The organism is Streptomyces sp. Tu 2975 (assembly GCF_009832925.1).
Taxonomy (GTDB): Bacteria; Actinomycetota; Actinomycetes; order Streptomycetales; family Streptomycetaceae; genus Streptomyces.
On sequence record NZ_CP047140.1, the window covers coordinates 4,764,522 to 4,782,530 of the forward strand.

At 72.6% G+C, this 18,009-nt stretch carries 17 protein-coding genes and 1 pseudogene; 8 read left to right on the forward strand and 10 right to left on the reverse strand.

The window, feature by feature from the left end; genetic code table 11:
* Positions 1-61 precede the first annotated feature (61 nt).
* Together GLX30_RS21150 and GLX30_RS21155 are read right to left on the reverse strand one after the other, a co-directional pair.
* Positions 62-1,282: an acetyl-CoA C-acetyltransferase gene (locus GLX30_RS21150; protein ID WP_159691295.1), complete on the reverse strand. Its 1,221-nt coding sequence runs from the start codon at positions 1,280-1,282 to the stop codon at positions 62-64.
* A 320-nt stretch (positions 1,283-1,602) separates the two neighbouring features.
* Entirely contained in the window at positions 1,603-2,616 is a 1,014-nt protein-coding gene (locus GLX30_RS21155; RefSeq protein WP_159695155.1) for an SGNH/GDSL hydrolase family protein, read from the reverse strand.
* Positions 2,617-2,799: 183 nt separating this feature from the next.
* Here GLX30_RS21155 and GLX30_RS21160 point away from each other — a divergent pair, with 183 nt between their 5' ends.
* Positions 2,800-4,185, forward strand: a complete 1,386-nt coding sequence (locus GLX30_RS21160; RefSeq protein ID WP_159691298.1) for a cystathionine beta-synthase — start codon at positions 2,800-2,802, stop codon at positions 4,183-4,185.
* Positions 4,186-4,535: 350 nt separating this feature from the next.
* On the opposite strand, the gene GLX30_RS21165 is transcribed toward GLX30_RS21160, so the two are convergent.
* Positions 4,536-4,952, reverse strand: a complete 417-nt coding sequence (locus GLX30_RS21165; protein WP_159691301.1) for a hypothetical protein — start codon at positions 4,950-4,952, stop codon at positions 4,536-4,538.
* 151 nt (positions 4,953-5,103) lie between these two features.
* Between GLX30_RS21165 and GLX30_RS21170 the strand changes: the two genes are divergently transcribed.
* From GLX30_RS21170 to GLX30_RS21180, 3 genes are all read left to right on the forward strand, one after another.
* A complete protein-coding gene (locus GLX30_RS21170; RefSeq protein ID WP_159691304.1) occupies positions 5,104-5,508 on the forward strand; it encodes a glyoxalase in 405 nt (134 codons plus the stop codon).
* 103 nt (positions 5,509-5,611) lie between these two features.
* Positions 5,612-6,448: a MurR/RpiR family transcriptional regulator gene (locus tag GLX30_RS21175; RefSeq protein WP_159691307.1), complete on the forward strand. Its 837-nt coding sequence runs from the start codon at positions 5,612-5,614 to the stop codon at positions 6,446-6,448.
* Between the two features lie 109 nt (positions 6,449-6,557).
* Positions 6,558-7,121, forward strand: a complete 564-nt coding sequence (locus GLX30_RS21180; protein ID WP_159691310.1) for a hypothetical protein — start codon at positions 6,558-6,560, stop codon at positions 7,119-7,121.
* An 8-nt stretch (positions 7,122-7,129) separates the two neighbouring features.
* On the opposite strand, the gene GLX30_RS21185 is transcribed toward GLX30_RS21180, so the two are convergent.
* The 6 genes from GLX30_RS21185 to GLX30_RS21210 form a co-directional block, all read right to left on the reverse strand.
* Complete coding sequence (locus GLX30_RS21185) at positions 7,130-7,501, reverse strand: hypothetical protein (protein ID WP_159691313.1); 372 nt, start codon at positions 7,499-7,501, stop codon at positions 7,130-7,132.
* 111 nt (positions 7,502-7,612) lie between these two features.
* Positions 7,613-7,999 (reverse strand): roadblock/LC7 domain-containing protein, encoded by a 387-nt coding sequence (locus tag GLX30_RS21190; RefSeq protein ID WP_159691316.1) that lies wholly within the window; start codon positions 7,997-7,999, stop codon positions 7,613-7,615.
* 79 nt (positions 8,000-8,078) lie between these two features.
* Positions 8,079-8,852 carry a transcriptional regulator gene (locus GLX30_RS21195; protein ID WP_159691319.1) on the reverse strand — a complete coding sequence of 258 codons (774 nt, stop codon included), beginning with the start codon at positions 8,850-8,852 and terminating at the stop codon, positions 8,079-8,081.
* Entirely contained in the window at positions 8,849-9,250 is a 402-nt protein-coding gene (locus GLX30_RS21200) for a hypothetical protein (RefSeq protein ID WP_159691322.1), read from the reverse strand. The genes GLX30_RS21195 and GLX30_RS21200 overlap by 4 nt, the downstream gene beginning before the upstream one ends.
* Before the next feature lie 224 nt (positions 9,251-9,474).
* A complete protein-coding gene (locus GLX30_RS21205; RefSeq protein WP_159691325.1) occupies positions 9,475-9,939 on the reverse strand; it encodes an SRPBCC family protein in 465 nt (154 codons plus the stop codon).
* A 46-nt stretch (positions 9,940-9,985) separates the two neighbouring features.
* Positions 9,986-11,302, reverse strand: coding sequence for a diaminopimelate decarboxylase (locus GLX30_RS21210; RefSeq protein ID WP_159691328.1), 1,317 nt, complete (start codon positions 11,300-11,302; stop codon positions 9,986-9,988).
* 109 nt (positions 11,303-11,411) lie between these two features.
* Between GLX30_RS21210 and hutU the strand changes: the two genes are divergently transcribed.
* The 4 genes and pseudogenes from hutU (at position 11,412) to hutI (ending at position 16,963) form a co-directional block, all read left to right on the forward strand.
* Positions 11,412-13,070 carry a urocanate hydratase gene (hutU, locus tag GLX30_RS21215; protein ID WP_159691331.1) on the forward strand — a complete coding sequence of 553 codons (1,659 nt, stop codon included), beginning with the start codon at positions 11,412-11,414 and terminating at the stop codon, positions 13,068-13,070.
* Between the two features lie 110 nt (positions 13,071-13,180).
* On the forward strand, positions 13,181-14,371 hold the full coding sequence (locus GLX30_RS21220) for an allantoate amidohydrolase (protein WP_159695156.1): 1,191 nt from the start codon (positions 13,181-13,183) through the stop codon (positions 14,369-14,371).
* The gene (locus GLX30_RS21225) at positions 14,362-15,699 is read left to right on the forward strand and encodes a formimidoylglutamate deiminase (RefSeq protein WP_159691334.1); all 1,338 of its coding nucleotides are present in this window, start codon (positions 14,362-14,364) and stop codon (positions 15,697-15,699) included. The genes GLX30_RS21220 and GLX30_RS21225 overlap by 10 nt, the downstream gene beginning before the upstream one ends.
* Positions 15,700-15,716: 17 nt before the next feature.
* A pseudogene (gene hutI / locus GLX30_RS21230) lies at positions 15,717-16,963 on the forward strand (imidazolonepropionase).
* Positions 16,964-17,020: 57 nt separating this feature from the next.
* Here the strand turns inward: hutI and GLX30_RS21235 are convergent.
* The gene (locus tag GLX30_RS21235) at positions 17,021-17,902 is read right to left on the reverse strand and encodes an NmrA family NAD(P)-binding protein (RefSeq protein WP_159691337.1); all 882 of its coding nucleotides are present in this window, start codon (positions 17,900-17,902) and stop codon (positions 17,021-17,023) included.
* Between the last annotated feature and the right edge of the window lie 107 nt (positions 17,903-18,009).

Genomic DNA, 18,009 nt, shown 5'->3' on the forward strand with positions numbered 1-18,009 from the left:
GCCACCGCTGCGGGCAGGTGCCGCCCTCGTTCCTCGGGCGACCCCTACCCTCCGCTCCGGCTCAGCTCAGCCGCTCGATGACCATCGCCATGCCCTGGCCGCCGCCCACGCACATCGTCTCGAGGCCGAACTGCTTGTCGTGGAACTGGAGGCTGTTGATCAGCGTGCCCGTGATCCGCGCGCCGGTCATGCCGAAGGGGTGGCCGACCGCGATCGCGCCGCCGTTGACGTTGACCTTGTCCAGGTCGAAGCCGAGGTCGCGGTACGAGGGGATGACCTGCGCGGCGAACGCCTCGTTGATCTCGACCAGGTCGATGTCCGAGGTGGTCAGCCCCGCGCGCCTCAGCGCCTGCTTGGACGCCTCGACGGGGCCGAGACCCATGATCTCGGGGGAGAGGCCGGAGACACCGGTGGAGACGATCCGGGCGAGCGGCGTCAGGCCGAGCTCGCGGGCCTTGGTGTCGCTCATGACGACGAGCGCGGCGGCGCCGTCGTTCAGCGGGCAGCAGTTGGCGGCGGTGACCAGACCGTCGGGGCGGAAGACGGGCTTGAGCCCCTGGACGCCCTCGAGGGTGACTCCGGCGCGCGGACCGTCGTCCTTGCTGACGACCGTGCCGTCGGGGGTGGTGACCGGGGTGATCTCGCGCTCCCAGAAGCCGTTCTTGATGGCTTCCTCTGCGAGGTTCTGCGAGCGGACACCGAACTCGTCCATGTCCTGGCGGGTGATGCCCTTGAGGCGGGCCAGGTTCTCCGCGGTCTGCCCCATCGCGATGTACGCGTCCGGCACCAGGCCGTCCTCGCGCGGGTCGTGCCACGTGGAGCCCTCGGTCTCCGCCACGGCGGCCGTGCGGGCCTCGGCGTCGGCGAAGAACGGGTTGTGCGTGTCCGGCAGGCTGTCGGAGTTGCCCTTCACGAAGCGGGACACCATCTCGACACCCGCCGAGATGAAGACGTCGCCCTCGCCGGCCTTGATCGCGTGCAGCGCCATCCGGGAGGTCTGGAGCGAGGACGAGCAGTAACGGGTGACGGTGCAGCCGGGGAGGTGGTCCATCCCCATCTGCACGGCCACGATGCGGCCCAGGTTGTTGCCCTGCTCGCCGCCGGGGAGGCCGCAGCCGAGCATCAGGTCGTCGATGTCACGCGGGTCGAGCTCGGGCACCTTGGCGAGCGCGGCCTTGATGATCTCGGCGGTCAGGTCGTCGGGGCGGACGTCCTTGAGCGAGCCCTTGAAGGCCCGGCCGATCGGGGAACGGGCGGCAGAGACGATCACGGCTTCGGGCATCACGGCTCCATGAGGGGAAGACGGAAGGGCTGATTGGGAAGTTACCCGTACGTACCGCGCGGGTCACTGCGCGGATGGTGTGATGCGGGCCTCTTTTCTAAGCGGGCGCTTGCTTATGCCCCCTCCCGGCTTGCCCTTCCCCACCCAGGGCGGCCCTGAAACCGCTGCTCCGCCCGGATTTCCGACCCGTCGGCCCGCCCCTCCGCCGCCCGTCGGCCCGGCCTTGCGACGGGCCCGCCGAACAGGCAGCGAGTGCGCGTGCGCCAGAACCTGCCGTACACCGCTGGGCGGCGCGTGCGGCAGGACCTGGCGCCGGAGCGTCAGTTCGTGGGACCCGCGTGGCCCCTCGCGGGCTCCACGTGCGGGGCGGCGGGAGACGTCTCCGCGGCAGGAGGCAGGCGCCGGCGACGGCGGTGCTTGAGCAGGGCCCAGGGCGCGCGGGCGCCCGTGACCTCCGTGCCCGCCTCGGCAGCGGCCGTCGCGGCCGCCCTGGCCACCGGCAGCATGCCCTCGTCCCGGTCCGCGTCCAGCACGTCGGTCTCCGGCCACAGGCCGAGCACCGCGCACAGCGTCGGCAGCATCGCCATGGCTGCCGTCGCGTAGCCCTCGGCCGACGGGTGGTAACTGTCCACCCCGAACATCTCGCGCGGGTTCGCCGCGAACTCGGGGCCGAGCAGATCTCCCAGCGAGACCGTCCGCCCGCCCTGCTCCACCACCACGATGGTCTGGGCCGCGGCCAGCTGGCGGCTCACGCGGCGGGCCATCCAGCGCAGCGGCTGGTAGACCGGCTCGATCGTCCCGAGGTCGGGGCAGGTGCCGACGACCACCTCCGCCCCCGCCGTCCGCAGTCTGCGGACGGCGGCGGCCAGGTAGCGCACGGACTCCGTCGGCGGCATTCGGTGGGTGACGTCGTTGGCGCCGATCATGATCACGCACACGTCCGGGGTACGTGACCGGTCCGCGAGCAGCTGCGTCACCTGCCGCTCGAGGTCGTCGGACTGCGCCCCGGGCAGCGCGATGTTGCGGACCTCCACCGGCCGCTCCGCCACCGCCGCCAGCCCGGACGCCAGCAGCGCCCCGGGGGTCTGGCCCGCCCTGCGCACACCCTGGCCGGCCGCGGTCGAGTCACCGAGGAGGCCGAGATGCAGTGGGTTCTCCCGGCCGAAGGCCAGCCCGTAGAGACCGTCGCCGCGCGGAGGGACGGGTGCCCGGCCCCCGCCGACGGTGCGTTTGGCCAGCTGGACCTCGGCCAGCACCAGGCCCACCGCCGCCGCCCCGAGCAGCCCGATGCTGCCCCCGCCGTACGCGGCGCCGGCCGCGATGCGCCGCGCCACCCTCGCTCTCGACACAGTCCGTGCCACCTCCTCGCAACCCACCGGGGGCCGCAGCCTCGTGTGCTGCGGCCCTCGCAGGCTTCGTCGCCGTTCAAGAGCTAACTGCCCCGTAGCGACCGTCCCCCAATCCCGCGGCCGCCCGCTTACGCTGGGCGAACCATCACGGAGACCCCGGAGAACATTGTGCGTATCCACAATTCGATGATCAGCCTCGTCGGCGACACCCCGCTGGTGAAGCTGAACAGCGTGACCGAAGGCATTTCGGCGACCGTCCTGGCCAAGGTCGAGTACTTCAATCCCGGCGGGTCGGTGAAGGACCGGATCGCGCTGCGGATGATCGAGGCGGCGGAGGAGAGCGGCGCACTCCTGCCCGGCGGCACGATCGTCGAGCCGACCAGCGGCAACACCGGCGTCGGCCTTGCCATCGTGGCCCAGCAGAAGGGCTACAAGTGCATCTTCGTCTGCCCCGACAAGGTGTCCACGGACAAGATCAATGTGCTGCGCGCCTACGGTGCCGAGGTCGTCGTCTGCCCCACGGCCGTCGACCCCGAGCATCCGGACTCGTACTACAACGTCTCCGACCGGCTGGTGCGTGAGACGCCGGGCGCCTGGAAGCCGGACCAGTACTCCAACCCCAACAACCCGCGCTCCCACTACGAGACCACCGGGCCCGAGCTGTGGGACCAGACGGACGGGCGGATCACGCACTTCGTCGCGGGCGTCGGCACCGGCGGCACGATCTCCGGCACCGGGCGGTACCTGAAGGAGGTCAGCGACGGCAAGGTCAAGATCGTCGGCGCGGACCCCGAGGGTTCCGTCTACTCCGGCGGCTCCGGCCGTCCGTATCTCGTCGAGGGCGTCGGCGAGGACTTCTGGCCCTCCGCGTACGACCGGACCGTGACCGACGAGATCGTCGCCGTGTCCGACAAGGACTCCTTCCAGATGACGCGCCGGCTCGCCAAGGAGGAGGGCCTCCTGGTGGGCGGATCCTGCGGCATGGCGGTCGTCGCCGCGCTGCGCGTCGCGGAGCGGCTCGGCCCCGACGACGTCGTCGTCGTCCTGCTGCCGGACAGCGGCCGCGGCTACCTGAGCAAGATCTTCAACGACGAGTGGATGGCCGACTACGGCTTCCTGGAGGGCGAAGGCGTCGCCAACGTCGGCGACGTGCTGCGCGACAAGGAGCACGGCGGCATCCCCAGCCTGGTGCACATGCACCCGGAGGAGACCGTCGGTCAGGCCATCGAGGTGCTGCGCGAGTACGGCGTCTCCCAGATGCCGATCGTCAAGCCGGGCGCCGGTCACCCGGACGTGATGGCCGCGGAGGTCATCGGTTCCGTCGTCGAACGGGAGCTGCTGGACGCCCTGTTCACCCAGCGTGCGTCACTCGGCGACCCGCTGGAGAAGCACATGTCCGCACCGCTGCCGCAGGTCGGCTCCGGCGAACCGGTCGGCGACCTTATGTCGGTGCTCGGGACGGCGGACGCGGCGATCGTGCTGGTCGAGGGCAAGCCCACCGGCGTGGTGAGCCGTCAGGACCTGCTGGCGTTCCTCGCCAAGGGCGCCAAGTAGCCCGACGGGGAGAACCTTTGAGCACGTCTGTCGCGCAATCGGTACGAGCGCGTCACGTACGCGCAGCACCCGCTTAACACGCGTACGGCACATTGGTGGATGTCGGCAGGGAGACCGGGCAGGTACCCCGGCCGGCACCACTGGCGGCGTCACAGGACTTCCGGAGCGGCTCCCGGACTCCCAGGACGCCCCGGACACGGATACCGGTCCTGACCCGGCCCGTGTCCCTCGCGGGGACCGCCGTCGTCCCGCCCCCCGGCCCTCGGGCAGGGGGTGCGGCGGTCCCCGCGCACAGTCTTCGCGCCGAGTGCGCGGCCCGCGCACAGCGGTGCCGCGGCGGTGACGGCCGCTCAGTCCTCCCAGTCGGAGCCGGTGCTCCGTGCCCGGCGCTGCCACGGCATCCCGTGGGCGGCGTGGGCCAGGTTCACTCCGACGATGCCGAGCCAGGTGACGACCAGACCGGGCAGGTCGGCGTTGGCGACGCCGATCGCGGAGAGCGGGATGGCCAGGACCATCGTGATGATGCCGAAGCCGAAACGCTCCCCGAAGCCGTCCGCGGAGCGCTGCCGGCCGGGGCTGCGGGCGGCGGTCGTCCGCTGCTCGGCAAGCTGCCGCCTGACACGGCGGTCGACCGTGGTGTCGAGCCGCTCCTCGACCTTCTCCAGGAAGGATTCGACCAGCGCGGAGTCGTACTCCTCTCCCAGGTCGCGTCGGGCGTGCAGAGTGGCGTCGAGCTCCTTCTTGAGCTCAGGGTCGCGGGCTTCCATGAGGCCGAAGCTACGGCCGGGCGGGCCGCCGGGTCATTGGGGTTAGCCCCCCTCTTCACCCCGGGGACAACGGGAGCCGTCCGACGCGCTGTGACACCATGAGCGGTCGGACTGCCGTCGGACGCAGGCCGGTTCGCAGGGGGAGGCGACCATGAGCACGGAGAGCACCGCACCGACCGCCGAGTACGTCCTCGGAGGCCTGCACCACGTCCAGCTGGCCGTCCCGCCGGGGTCGGAGGACCTCTGCCGCCGGTTCTGGGGCGATGTGCTGGGCATGACCGAGCTGGAGAAGCCCCCGGTGCTGGCCGCCCGCGGCGGCTGCTGGTTCCGCGGCGGCGGTCTCGAGGTCCACCTCGGTGTCGAGCAGGACTTCGCACCCGCCCGCAAGGCGCACCCCGGCATTCTCGTCCGTTCGCTGCGCGCCCTCGCCGAGCGGCTGGAGGAGTGCGGCCACGAGGTGACGTGGGACGGCGAATTCCCCGGCCACGACCGCTTCTACGCCCACGACAACGTCGGCAACCGGCTGGAGTTCATGGAGCCGCGGGCCGCCTCCTGATCCGCTCCCGTGCGCCTCGCCTTGCCCGCTCTGCATATCGTCATGCAGAGTTCATGGTGAGTGAATAGGACGACAGACGAGTGGGCCGGACGAGGGGGATGGCATGAGCGACAGCCCTGCCGCACGACTGCAGCAGCTGTTCGAAGGGCACCGGCTCACCCCCACCCAGCGTCGCATCGCGCACTGCATGGTCCGCCGTGCGGCGGACGTGCCGTTCCTGTCCAGCGTGGAGCTCGCGGAGCTGGCCGGCGTGAGTCAGCCGTCCGTCACCCGGTTCGCCGTCGCGCTCGGTTTCGACGGCTATCCCGCGCTGAGAAGGCATCTGCGCGAGGTGGTCCCGCCGGAGACACCCGACACCGGCGACGCGTACAACGAGTACCAGCAGGCCGTGCAGGCAGAGATCGAGAATCTCCAGCACCTGGCCGCCATGCTCGCGGAGCCGGCGCCCGTGGAGCGGGCCGGCCGGCTGCTGGCGGCGTCACGGCCGCTGCCGGTACTGGGCCTGCGTGCCGCCTCGTCGCAGGCCAGGGGCTTCGCCTACTTCGCGGCCAAGGTGCACCCGGACGTCCGGCTCCTCGACGAGGGCGGTTCGATGCTCCTCGACCGGATCGACGCGGCGCGGCGGGCGGGCGCGAGCGCGCTGCTCTGCTTCGCCCTGCCGCGCCACCCCAAGGAGGTCGTGGAGGCGCTGGCGTACGCCCGCTCCGCGGGTCTGACGGTGGTGACGGTCGCCGACTCGGCGTTCGCCCCGGTCGCCGCCCACAGCGATCTGCTGATCCCGGCAGCCGTCGGCACCGGGCTGGCCTTCGACACCGCGTGTGCGCCGATGCTGCTCGGGAGGGTCCTGCTGGAGGCCATGTGCGACGGTCTGCCGGACGCGCAGGCGCGCCTGGAGGACTTCGACGTGCAGGCGGCGGAACGCGGCCTGTTCGCGGAGTGAGCCGGGCCTGACCGCTCGACCTCATTCCGGCGCTGTTTCTCAGACGACACTCATGTACGCCCGCTAACCTCCGCGCCCACGGATCGGATCTGCCGGAGGGAGCACGGACGTGGGGCGCGGGACGCAGTCGCTGGCGCGGGTGGCGGTGGTCGTGAGAGCCGGGGCGGCGCCCCTGTGGTGGCTGGGGGTCCTGGCCGCCGCGACCGGGCTGCTGCTGCCCGGACTCACCGGACGCCGCATCGGGGTCCTGGCCGGGGCGGCACTGTTCCTGATCACCGCCGCCGTGGTCGCCCTCGTACGACGCCGCCGGTACGCGCGTCTCGCGGACCGGGCGACCCGTGCCGGCCGGCACGACGTCCTCCAGGACCGCCGGGTGACGCTGCGGGCCGTGCGGCGGCCCCGGCGCTGGTGGCTGCTGCTCGCCTTCCTGGCCGCCCTGGCGAGTTCGCTGGTGCTGCCCGGTGCCGGCGGGGCGGTGTTCGCCGGTGCGGGAACCGGCCTCTGGCTCAAGGCCGTGTGGCTGGGCCGGCGCGAACGGGCGACGGAGACGCTGCTGTGGCTGCGTACGGACCGGCTGGCGAAGGGACCGGTCGGCAAGCAGGCCGAGGGCTTCGTCACCACCGGCATCGCCGCAGGCGACGCCGCGCCCGGAGGGGCGCGGCGCCGGCGCTGAGGGACGGCTCAGACGTCCAGTTCGGCCTCGATCTTCTTCAGCTGATGGCGGGCCATCGCCAGGTTCGCGCGCTCCTTGTCCAGCGCCAGGTAGAGGAAGAGGCCGTTGGAGCCGCGGCCCTTCATCAGGCGGATCAGGTGGTACTGCGATCCGAGAGTGATGAGGATGTCCTCGATCTCGTCCTTGAGTCCGAGGTGTTCCATCGTGCGCACCTTGGAGCGGACCACGTCCGTGTTGCCGGCCGCGGCTACGGTGAGGTCGAACTCCTTGCCGCCGCCGATGGTGCCCAGCGCCATGCCGCTGGTGTAGTCGACGAGTGCGGCGCCGATGGCGCCCTCGATGGTGATGGCTTCCTTCAGCGCTGTTTCGGTGTTGGCCATGGCAGGCGCACTTTCCTTCCGTCGGTTGGTTGTTCTCGCGGTGGTGCGGGTGGAGCGGGTGGTACGAGGGGCTCGTGCGGGTGCTGGTTCTTCGGGGGTGGCGGCCATGTGTCAGGCGTTCTCCGGTCGTTCGAGGGCGGCGTCCACCAGCGCCCCGATACGGGCGCCGGCACGACGGGCCTCGAGATGGAGCCGGCCCACGTTGATGCGTGGTTCGGCCAGGACGGTGAGCACGGCCGACGAGCCGGCCGCGTAGGTGGCGACGTAGCCCGCCTCGCCCCGGACGAGCAACTCCTTGAAGCCGCCCTGCCCGGTGGCCTCGGTCAGCCGCAGCGCGACTCCGAGCGCGGCGGCCGTGAGCGCGGCGACACTCTCGGCCTCCTCCGTGTCCGCCGCCAGCACCAGGCCGTCGACGCTCGCGGCGAGCCCGCCGGTCAGCTGCGGCACGCGGGCGCGCAGCCTCTTGAGTTCACCGAGCACCTCGGTCTCGGCCGTCATGAGCTGTCTCCTCTCGGCGCGCAGCCTCAGGGCGCGCCTCATGACGGTGTGCGCAGGGCCCGGTGGGTCGTGCGGTGTGTCACAGGCTTGCCTCCAAAGCGTCGCGGAGCCGGCGTAGCAGGGCGATGTCCGGGTCGACGGCGAAGTCGGCGACCCAGGCGGGCAGCGGGGCCGGATCGGGCGCGGCGGGGTCCGACGGTGTCTCGACGAGCCCCGCGGCGGCCATCCGCCGCACTTCGAGCAGGGTGTTGAAGGCGGGCCGCCCGACCGCCCGGGCGATCGCGGACGGGGTGCGCACACCGTCGGCGAGCTCCAGCAGCGCACGCTGCCGCGGGGTGGCCGTCGCGCCGTGGCCGAGCGGGCGGCACCGCAGGGGCGCGGTGTCCACCTCCGAATGCGGCCACACGGAGTCGAGGAGCCCGCGCCGCCGGCGCGCCTCCCGGGCGACCGCCACGGCGGGCACGGGACGTACGGCGCCGATCCAGTGGGCGACGCCGTAGCGGAAGCGGGTCGGCCCGCTGCCGGGCGCCAGGGCGAAGAACGCCGCGTCGTGAAGGGCGCCGAGGTGGCAGATCTCCATCTCCCCGCCGGCGACCTGTCCGCTGTCGACGAGGAAGCGGGCCACCTCGCGGCGGGCGCCGGCCTTCGCCACGGCCTCCTGCCAGCCCTCGGGGGCCAGTCGGCCGCCGGCGGTCAGCAGCACCTCGATGCCGGGTGCGGCCGGGCTCTCCGCGTGCACGACCTGCCCGTCCGCGAGGTAGAGGGCGCCGTGGTCACGGACGAGGACGCCGGTGGCCCGCTCCTCCGCCAGCCTGACGAGCATGGGGGAGACGGCCGTGGGCGCTGCGGTCATCCGAGGACCAGCCGCTCTGCGAGGTCCGCGAGGCGCAGCCGGGCGAGCGCCAGATTCCCGGTCTCCCGGTCGAGCCAGATATGCAGGAACACACTGCTGTCGAACGTGGTCTCCACGAAACGCACCACGTGGTAGCCGGTGCGTGTGGTGACGATGAGGTCCTCGACGGGTAAGCCCTTGGCGCCGTCCGGCGCCGTTTCCCCCTCGGGCGCGAAGGTCGGGTACTCGGCGGCCATCCTGGCCAGTTCGGCGGTCTCCGCCGCGGTCGCCTCGTGGTCACCGCCAGGGGTCTCTCCGATGCTGCCGAGGGCGAGACCGCTGGTCCAGTCCACGATCGCGGCCCCCCGGGCCCCGGGCACCACCATGGCCTGCAGCAGACACTCGTCGATTCCGGGCACGCGGACTCCCCTCCCCGCCTCGGTGTGCCGCGCACCAACGCGGCAGTGACGGAGAGGTTACGCAACGTGCCGCCTGCCGGGGTGACTTCTGGCAAAGTCCAGCGGAACATGCGCGTGCCCGATAAAGTCCGCTCCCTCCCTGTCCGTCGCCGTTCTCCGGGGCGCGGGGAGGCGCCATGAGGGCGTCATGACGGTGAGGCCTGCGGGCGAAGCGCGCTTCCCCGTCAGCGGGTGCGGTGCTCCACCGCGGCGGCGACGTCGTCCAGATCCTTCGCGATCGCCTTGCGGACGGCCCTGGCGCCGAGTCTGCCGAAGACCTTGGCGAGCAGTCCCGTGAAACCGCCGGGCGGCTCGGCGCGGAACGTCAGCCGGACGGTCGTCGCCTCCGGGCCCGCGGTGAGGAGATGGAACTCGGAAACGTAGTGCGTGCCTTGGGAATCGGCCTCCACCACATAGCGCTCGGGCGGCTCGCTGGCTGTCACGTACATCTCCTCCGTGGCCTCCTTGCCCAACATCCGCCGGGTCTCCCGCCACCGGGTGCCCACGCCGAAGTCGCCCTCGCTCAGCACCTCGATCCGCTCCACGCCGCTGAGCGTGCGCTCCCAGCCCCGGATGTCGGTCAGTGCCTGCCACACGGGACCGGGCGGGGCGAGGATCAGACGCTCGACGACGACGCTGCTGGTAGCCATGGGTCCATGGAACCACCGGGGTCCGACAGTCGCCCCCGCTGCACGGTCATCGGCCGAGCAGCGCGTCCCGCTCCGCCCCGCCGGCCTCCGCGACGATGGATTCGACGCTCTGGGCCGTCCGCACGGTGGTGAACCGCACCTCGCCGTCCGCTTCCGTGAAGCCGTGCACGGCGGTCCTGGGCAGGCTGTTGTAGCCGTAGTGACTGGAGAAGTAGTAGGCGCCCGTGTCGAGGGCGGCGATCACGTCGCCCGCCTCCAGCAGAGGCAGGGCCCGCTTCTCGGCGAGCAGGTCACCCGCGAAGCACGCCGGCCCGCCGATGTCCTGCTCGACACCGGGGCCCGCCTTGGGCAGCCCCTTGGCGTCGTACGCGGCGATCCGCAGCGGCCAGGACAGCGGGTCGTAGACGGTACGGGTGGCGACCTGGACGCCCGCGTGGGTGACGGCGATGGGCCGGGAACCGGCGGACTTGGCGTACTCGACCCGGGCGAGGACGGTGCCGTGCTTGGCGAGCAGGGAGCGGCCGAACTCGGTGACCAGGCCGTACCGGCCGTCGAGCAGCCCGGGGACGCGCTCCCGCAGCAGCGCGGTGTAGTCGGCGAAGGCGGGGGTGTGCTCCTCGGACGCGAAGTTGACCGGCAGGCCGCCGCCGATGTCGATGGTGTCGATCTGCCGCCGGCCTGCCGCCGCGTTGATCTCCTCGGCGAGCTCGTACGCGGCGAGTACGCCGTCGGTCATCCGGGTCAGGGCCATGCCCTGGGAGCCGGAGTGGGTGTGCAGCCGGGTCAGCCAGGGCCGCTCGAGGCAGGCGTGGACGACCCGCTCCCGTGCGCCCTCGTCGCGCAGGGTCACGCCGAACTTCGACGTCGGTGTCGCCGTCGACAGGGCGCCGATGGTGCCGCCGCCGACCTGCGGGTTCACCCGCAGGCCCAGCGGCGAGGCGGTGGGCCCGGCGTCGACGAGCTCGTCGATGCGGGCCAGTTCCTGCCAGTTGTCGGCGTTGACGGCGATACCCAGGCCGAGGGCCTCCCGCAGTTCCGCGACCGTCTTGGCCGGGGAGTCGAGCACGATCGAGCCGGCCGGCAGTCCGGCGGCCCGTGCCAGTGCCAGCTCGCCCGGGCTCGCGACCTCCGCGCCCATGCCCTCGGCGTGCAGCAGCGCGAGCACAGGCACCAGGGGAGCGGCCTTCACGGCGAAGGCGTGCAGCACCGGCGCGTCGGTGACGGCGGCGAAAGCGGTCCGCAGCGCCGCCACCGACGAGCGGATACCCGCCACGTCGATCAGGGCGGTCACGGGCTGGTCCTCGGAGAGAAGTCCCTGTTCCACGGCCGCTCGTACGGCCCGGTCCCGGCGGTCGACAGTCATGTGCGCCAGCCAATCACCCGGCGGTTCGCGCCGCAGCTGTTGACTACAACTATTCAGGAAGTAAGTATGTGAATAGAAAATCCACACATCTTCGCGAGGAGGCAACGCCATGTCAGGACCCCGCCCCGTACGGGCACCGCGCGGCAGCGAACTGAGCGCCCTGGGATGGCAGCAGGAAGCCGCGCTGCGGATGCTGCAGAACAACCTCGACCCCGAGGTCGCCGAGCATCCCGACAAGCTCGTCGTCTACGGCGGCACGGGGAAGGCCGCGCGTGACTGGCGTTCCTTCGACGCGATGGTCCGCACGCTGCGGACCCTGAAGCAGGACGAGACGATGCTCGTCCAGTCCGGCCGCCCCGTCGGCGTCATGCAGACCCACGAGTGGGCGCCACGTGTCCTCATCGCCAACTCCAACCTGGTCGGCGACTGGGCGAACTGGGAGGAGTTCCGGCGCCTCGAGCAGCTGGGTCTGACCATGTACGGCCAGATGACCGCCGGTTCCTGGATCTACATCGGCACCCAGGGCATCCTCCAGGGCACGTACGAGACGTTCGCCGCCGTCGCCGCCAAGAAGTTCGGCGGCACCCTCGCCGGCACGATCACCCTCACCGCCGGCCTCGGCGGCATGGGCGGCGCCCAGCCGCTCGCCGTCACCATGAACGACGGCGTCGCGATCTGCGTCGACTGCGACCCGCGCGCCATCGAGCGGCGCATCGAGCACCGCTACCTGGACGTCAAGGCCGACTCCCTGGAGCACGCCCTCCAGCTCGCCGTCGAGGCCCGGGACGCCCGCCGCCCGCTGTCCATCGGTCTCCTCGGCAACGCCGCCGACCTGCTGCCGCGCATGCTCGCGGAGGGCGCGCCGATCGACATCGTCACCGACCAGACCTCCGCCCACGACCCGCTGTCCTACCTGCCCGTCGGCGTCGACTTCGACGACATGGCCTCGTACGCGGCGAAGGACCCGGCCGGCTTCACCACCCGTGCCCGTGAGTCGATGGCCACGCACGTCGAGGCCATGGTCGGCTTCATGGACGCGGGCGCCGAGGTCTTCGACTACGGCAACTCGATCAGGGGCGAGGCCCAGCTCGCCGGGTACGACCGGGCGTTCGCCTTCCCCGGCTTCGTGCCCGCGTACATCCGGCCGCTGTTCTGCGAGGGCAAGGGACCGTTCCGCTGGGCGGCGCTCTCGGGCGAGGCGTCCGACATCGCCAAGACCGACAAGGCGATGCTCGACCTCTTCCCCGAGAACGAGTCCCTGCACCGCTGGATCAAGATGGCCGGCGAGCGGGTCCACTTCCAGGGCCTGCCGGCGCGCATCTGCTGGCTCGGCTACGGCGAGCGCGACCGGGCGGGCGAGCGGTTCAACGACATGGTCGCGAGCGGCGAGCTGGCCGCCCCGCTGGCGATCGGCCGGGACCACCTCGACTGCGGATCCGTCGCCTCCCCGTACCGCGAGACCGAGGCGATGCTCGACGGTTCCGACGCGATCGCGGACTGGCCGCTGCTGAACGCGATGGTGAACGTCGCGTCGGGCGCGTCGTGGGTCTCCCTCCACCACGGCGGCGGTGTCGGTATGGGCCGTTCCATCCACGCCGGCCAGGTGTCGGTGGCGGACGGCACGAAGCTGGCGGGGGAGAAGATCCGCCGCGTGCTCACCAACGACCCGGGGATGGGCGTGATCCGCCACGTGGACGCGGGCTACGAGAGCGCCGAGTCGGTCGCCGACGCCAAGGGCGTCCGCGTGCCGATGCGGGAGGATTCATGACGAGCGTGGGCCGTCCCGGCCCGGCCGGTCCCGCCGCCGGGACCGGCACCGCGTCGGGCACAGGCGCCGCCGGGACCGGTACCGGCGCTGCCGCGGGGTCGTTCCACGAGATGTGGCGTGATCTGCTCCCCATCGGCCGCGACGCGTCCACCGGCGGGTACCGCAGGTACGCCTGGACCGCCGCCGACGCCGACTGCCGGTCGTGGTTCAGGGCACAGGCAGAGTCCCGCGGCCTCGCACACGAGACCGACCGCAACGGCAACCAGTGGGCCTGGCTCGGCGACCCCGCCCAGGGCGACGCCGTCGTCACCGGCTCGCACCTCGACTCCGTACCGGACGGCGGAGCCTTCGACGGCCCGCTCGGCGTCGTGACCTCATTCGCCGCCCTCGACGAACTCCGACGCAGGGGAGTGGAGTTCACCCGGCCCCTCTCCGTCACCAACTTCGGTGACGAGGAGGGCGCCCGGTTCGGCCTCGCCTGCGTCGGGTCCCGGCTCAGTGCCGGGCAGCTCACGCGGGAGAAGGCGTACGAACTCCGGGACGCGGACGGCATCAGCCTCCCGCAGGCCATGGAGGCGGCCGGGTACGACCCGGCCGCCATCGGTCCCGACCCCGAACGCCTCGCCCGGATCGGCGCGTTCGTGGAACTGCACGTCGAGCAGGGCCGCGCCCTCGACCTGTCGGGCGACGCCGTCGGTATCGCGTCCGCCATCTGGCCGCACGGCCGCTGGCGGTTCGACTTCGCCGGTGAGGCCAACCACGCCGGCACCACCCGGCTCGCCGACCGGCGCGACCCGATGCTGACGTACGCGCAGACCGTCCTCGCCGCGCGCCAGGAGGCGGAACTCGCGGGCGCGGTGGCCACGTTCGGAAAGGTCTCCGTGGAGCCGAACGGCGTGAACGCCATCCCGTCCCTGGTGCGCGGCTGGCTGGACTCCCGGGCGCCCGACCAGGCCACCCTCGACACGGTCGTCGCCGCCGTCGAACAGGCGGCGCGGGAGCGCGCCGAGCGTAACGGCGTGGAGCTCTCGGTCGTACAGGAGTCGTTCACGCCGGTGATCGAGTTCGAGCACGCCCTGCGCGACGAGCTGAACAAGATCCTCGGGGGTGCCGTCCCCGTGCTCGGCACAGGCGCGGGACACGACGCGGGGATCCTCTCCACGTCCGTCCCGACCGCCATGCTGTTCGTACGCAACCCCACCGGTGTCTCGCACTCCCCGGCCGAGTCGGCGGACGAGGACGACTGCGTGGCCGGGGTTCTCGCACTCGCCGACGTACTGGAGGGCCTGGCGTGCAGGTGACCACGTACTGGCTGGAACACGCCTGGCTCGGCGCCCACGCCGAGCCGGGCGTGGCCCTCGACGTGACGGACGGCCGGATCACCGCCGTGCGGCGGGGTGTCGGGACGCCGCCGCCGGGCGCGGAGGTACTGCGCGGCTTCACGCTTCCCGGGCTGGCGAACGCCCACTCGCACGCCTTCCACCGCGCGCTGCGCGGCACGGTGCAGGTCGGCTCCGGGACCTTCTGGACCTGGCGGGAGGTGATGTACGACGTGGCCGTCCGCCTCACCCCCGACTCGTACTTCGCACTGGCCCGCGCGGTCTACGCCGAGATGGCGCTGGCCGGCATCACCGCGGTCGGTGAGTTCCACTATCTGCACCACGCGCCGGGCGGTGTCCCTTACGCCGATCCCAACGCGATGGGCGAGGCGCTGATCGCGGCGGCCGGCGAGGCCGGAATCCGGATCACCCTGCTCGACACCGCCTACCTGTCCGCCGGTTTCGGGGAGCCGCCCACCAGCCACCAGCTGCGCTTCTCCGACGGCACGGCGGACGCGTGGGCCCAGCGTGCCGACGCGCTGAAGGACGGCGGACACGTACGGATCGGCGCCGCGATCCACTCCGTACGGGCCGTACCCGCCGAGCAGCTGCCGACGGTCGCGTCCTGGGCCGCCGCCCGCGATGCGCCCCTGCACGTCCACCTGTCCGAGCAGACCGCGGAGAACGACGCCTGCCTCGCCGCGCACGGCCGCACCCCGACCCGGCTGCTGGCCGACCACGGTGTGCTCGGCGCCCGCACCACCGGCGTCCACAACACCCACCTCACCGACGACGACATCGCGCTGCTCGGCGGCACGACGTCGGGCACCTGCATGTGCCCGACGACGGAACGCGACCTCGCGGACGGCATCGGCCCCGCCCCCGCCCTCCAGGCGGCCGGCTCGCCCCTGTCCCTCGGCAGCGACAGCCACGCGGTGATCGACCTGTTCGAGGAGGCCCGTGCCATGGAGCTGAACGAGCGCCTGCGCTCGCGCACCCGGGGCCACTGGACGGCGGCGGCGCTGCTGCGGGCCGCCACCGCCGACGGACACGCCGCACTCGGCTGGCACGAGGCGGGCCGCCTCGAGCCGGGCGCGCTCGCGGACTTCACGACCGTCGCGCTGGACACCGTCAGGACAGCGGGGCCGCCACCGCGTCTGGCAGCTGAGACAGCGGTATTCGCCGCGTCGGCAGCGGATGTGCGCCATACGGTCGTAGGTGGCCGCCATGTCGTACGGGACGGGGTCCATGCCGCCGTCCCCGACGCGGCACGAGCTCTGACGGACGCGATCGCCGCACTGCACGGCTGAAGGAGGCCCCCCGCACCATGAACAGCGGCCACGAGAAGACGAACAACGCCCCGGCGACGCCCGCCCCCGCGACGACGAACAACGCCGTCGCGGCGACGGCCACCGTCATCACCAACATCGCCAGCCTGGTCACCAACGACCCCTCCCTCGGTGACGGATCCCCCTCGGACTGATCCAGGACGCGGCCGTCGTCATCGACGGCGACCGCATCGCCTGGATCGGTGAGAAGAGCAAAGCACCCGCCACTGACAACCGGCTCGACGCCGGCGGCCGGGCGGTCGTCCCCGGCTTCGTCGACTCGCACTCGCACCTCGTCTTCGCCGGTGACCGCACCGCCGAGTTCAACGCCCGGATGTCCGGGCAGGCTTACGCCGCGGGCGGCATCCGGACCACCGTCGCCGCGACCCGGGCGGCGAGCGACGCCCAGCTGGACGCCAACGTCGCCCGCTATCTCGCGGAGGCCCTCCGGCAGGGGACCACCGTCATGGAGACCAAGTCCGGTTACGGGCTCACCGTCGAGGACGAGGCGCGGGCCCTGCGGATCGCCGCCGCCCACACCGACGAGGTCACCTACCTCGGGGCGCACATCGTGTCCCCGGACTACGCCGACGACCCGGCGGCCTACGTCGCGCTGGTGGCCGGCGAGATGCTCGACGCCTGCGCGCCGTACGCCCGCTGGGTCGACGTCTTCTGCGAGAAGGGCGCCTTCGACGCGGACCAGGCGCGGGCCGTCCTCACCGCGGGCAAGGCGCGGGGGCTGACTCCCCGCGTTCACGCCAACCAGCTCACCTACGGTCCCGGCGTGCAGCTCGCCGTCGAGCTGGACGCCGCGTCCGCCGACCACTGCACCCACCTCACCGACGCGGACGTGGACGCGCTCGCCAACAGCGCGACGGTGGCGACGCTGCTGCCCGGCGCCGAGTTCTCGACCCGCGCCGTGTGGCCGGACGCCCGCCGGCTCATCGACGCCGGCGCGACGGTCGCGCTGTCGACGGACTGCAACCCGGGCTCGTCGTTCACCTCGTCGATGGCGTTCTGCGTCGCGCTCGCCGTACGCGACATGGGGATGACCCCCGACGAGGCGCTCTGGTCGGCGACGGCCGGCGGCGCGGCGGCCCTGCGCCGCACGGACGTGGGCCGGCTCGGCGTCGGCGCCCGGGCCGATCTCGTGCTGCTGGACGCACCGAGCCATGTGCACCTGGCGTACCGGCCGGGCGTCCCGCTGGTCAGCGAGGTGTGGCGGGCCGGCCGTCGCGCAGCGTAGGCCGCGACGGGACCGGCCCGCGCACGTCGTGGGCCGGTCCGGCAGAGGCCGGCCGGCTCAGTGCGTCCCGGGCAGCAGGTGCCGCCAGCTGCCCGGGTGCGCCACCAGGAAGTCGTGCAGTCCCTGCGCCGGGTGGCCCGTCAGCCGGGGCACCGCGTCGGAGACGGTGGCCATCTCGCCCCTCGCGATCGCCTCGTACGAGCTGACCCAGCCCGTCACCTCCCAGTCCTCCGCGCCGTACCCGGCCCTGGACGCGTACGCCTCGTCGTGCGACTCGAGGTGGTAGCGGACGGTGCGGCCGGTGACGTCGCTCAGCGTCCGCGCGGCCTCGGCGAGGGTGAAGGCGTCCGGGCCGGTGAGGTCGTACACGACCCTGTCGTGCGTGCGGGTCCCGTCCAGCAGCACGACCGCCGCCGCGTCGGCGATGTCGTCGTGGGCGACGGCGGCCACCCGGCCCTGGCCGCCCGGACCGCGCAGCACCCCGTCCTTGCCGGTCATCGAAGGGAACGCGGCCAGATAGAAGTTGTCCCGCAGGAAGGTGTGGCGCACGCCGCAGGAGCGGATGTACTGCTCGGTGTGCCAGTGGTCGCGGGCGAAGGTGAACGTCGCGTCCGGCGCCGCTCCGACGAACGACACGTACACGATCCGCTCGACGCCCGCGGCGACCGCCGCGTCCACCGCCGTGCAGTGCTCCTTCACCCGGTCCGGAGCCTCGTGCGCGGAGACCATGAACAGCGTCTGCGCCCCGTCGAGGGCGCGCCGCATCGCGTCGCCGTCGGCGTAGGAGGCGGGGTGGGTCACTGTCGCGCCCGGCAGTTCGGGCAGCCGGGTGGGATCGCGGCCGATCAGCCGCGTCGCGGCGTCCGCACCGGAGAGCCGGCGCGCCACCCGGCCGCCGATGCGGCCGCTCGCTCCGGTGACGGCGATGACTGGGAGCATGACGGTGTCCTCTCCTGCTGGGATGCGCGGTCCTCTCCTGCCGGGACGCGCGGTCCGGCCGGTGTGCGCACCAGTCTCGCGGGCGCCGGCGGCCCGGTGGTGCGCGA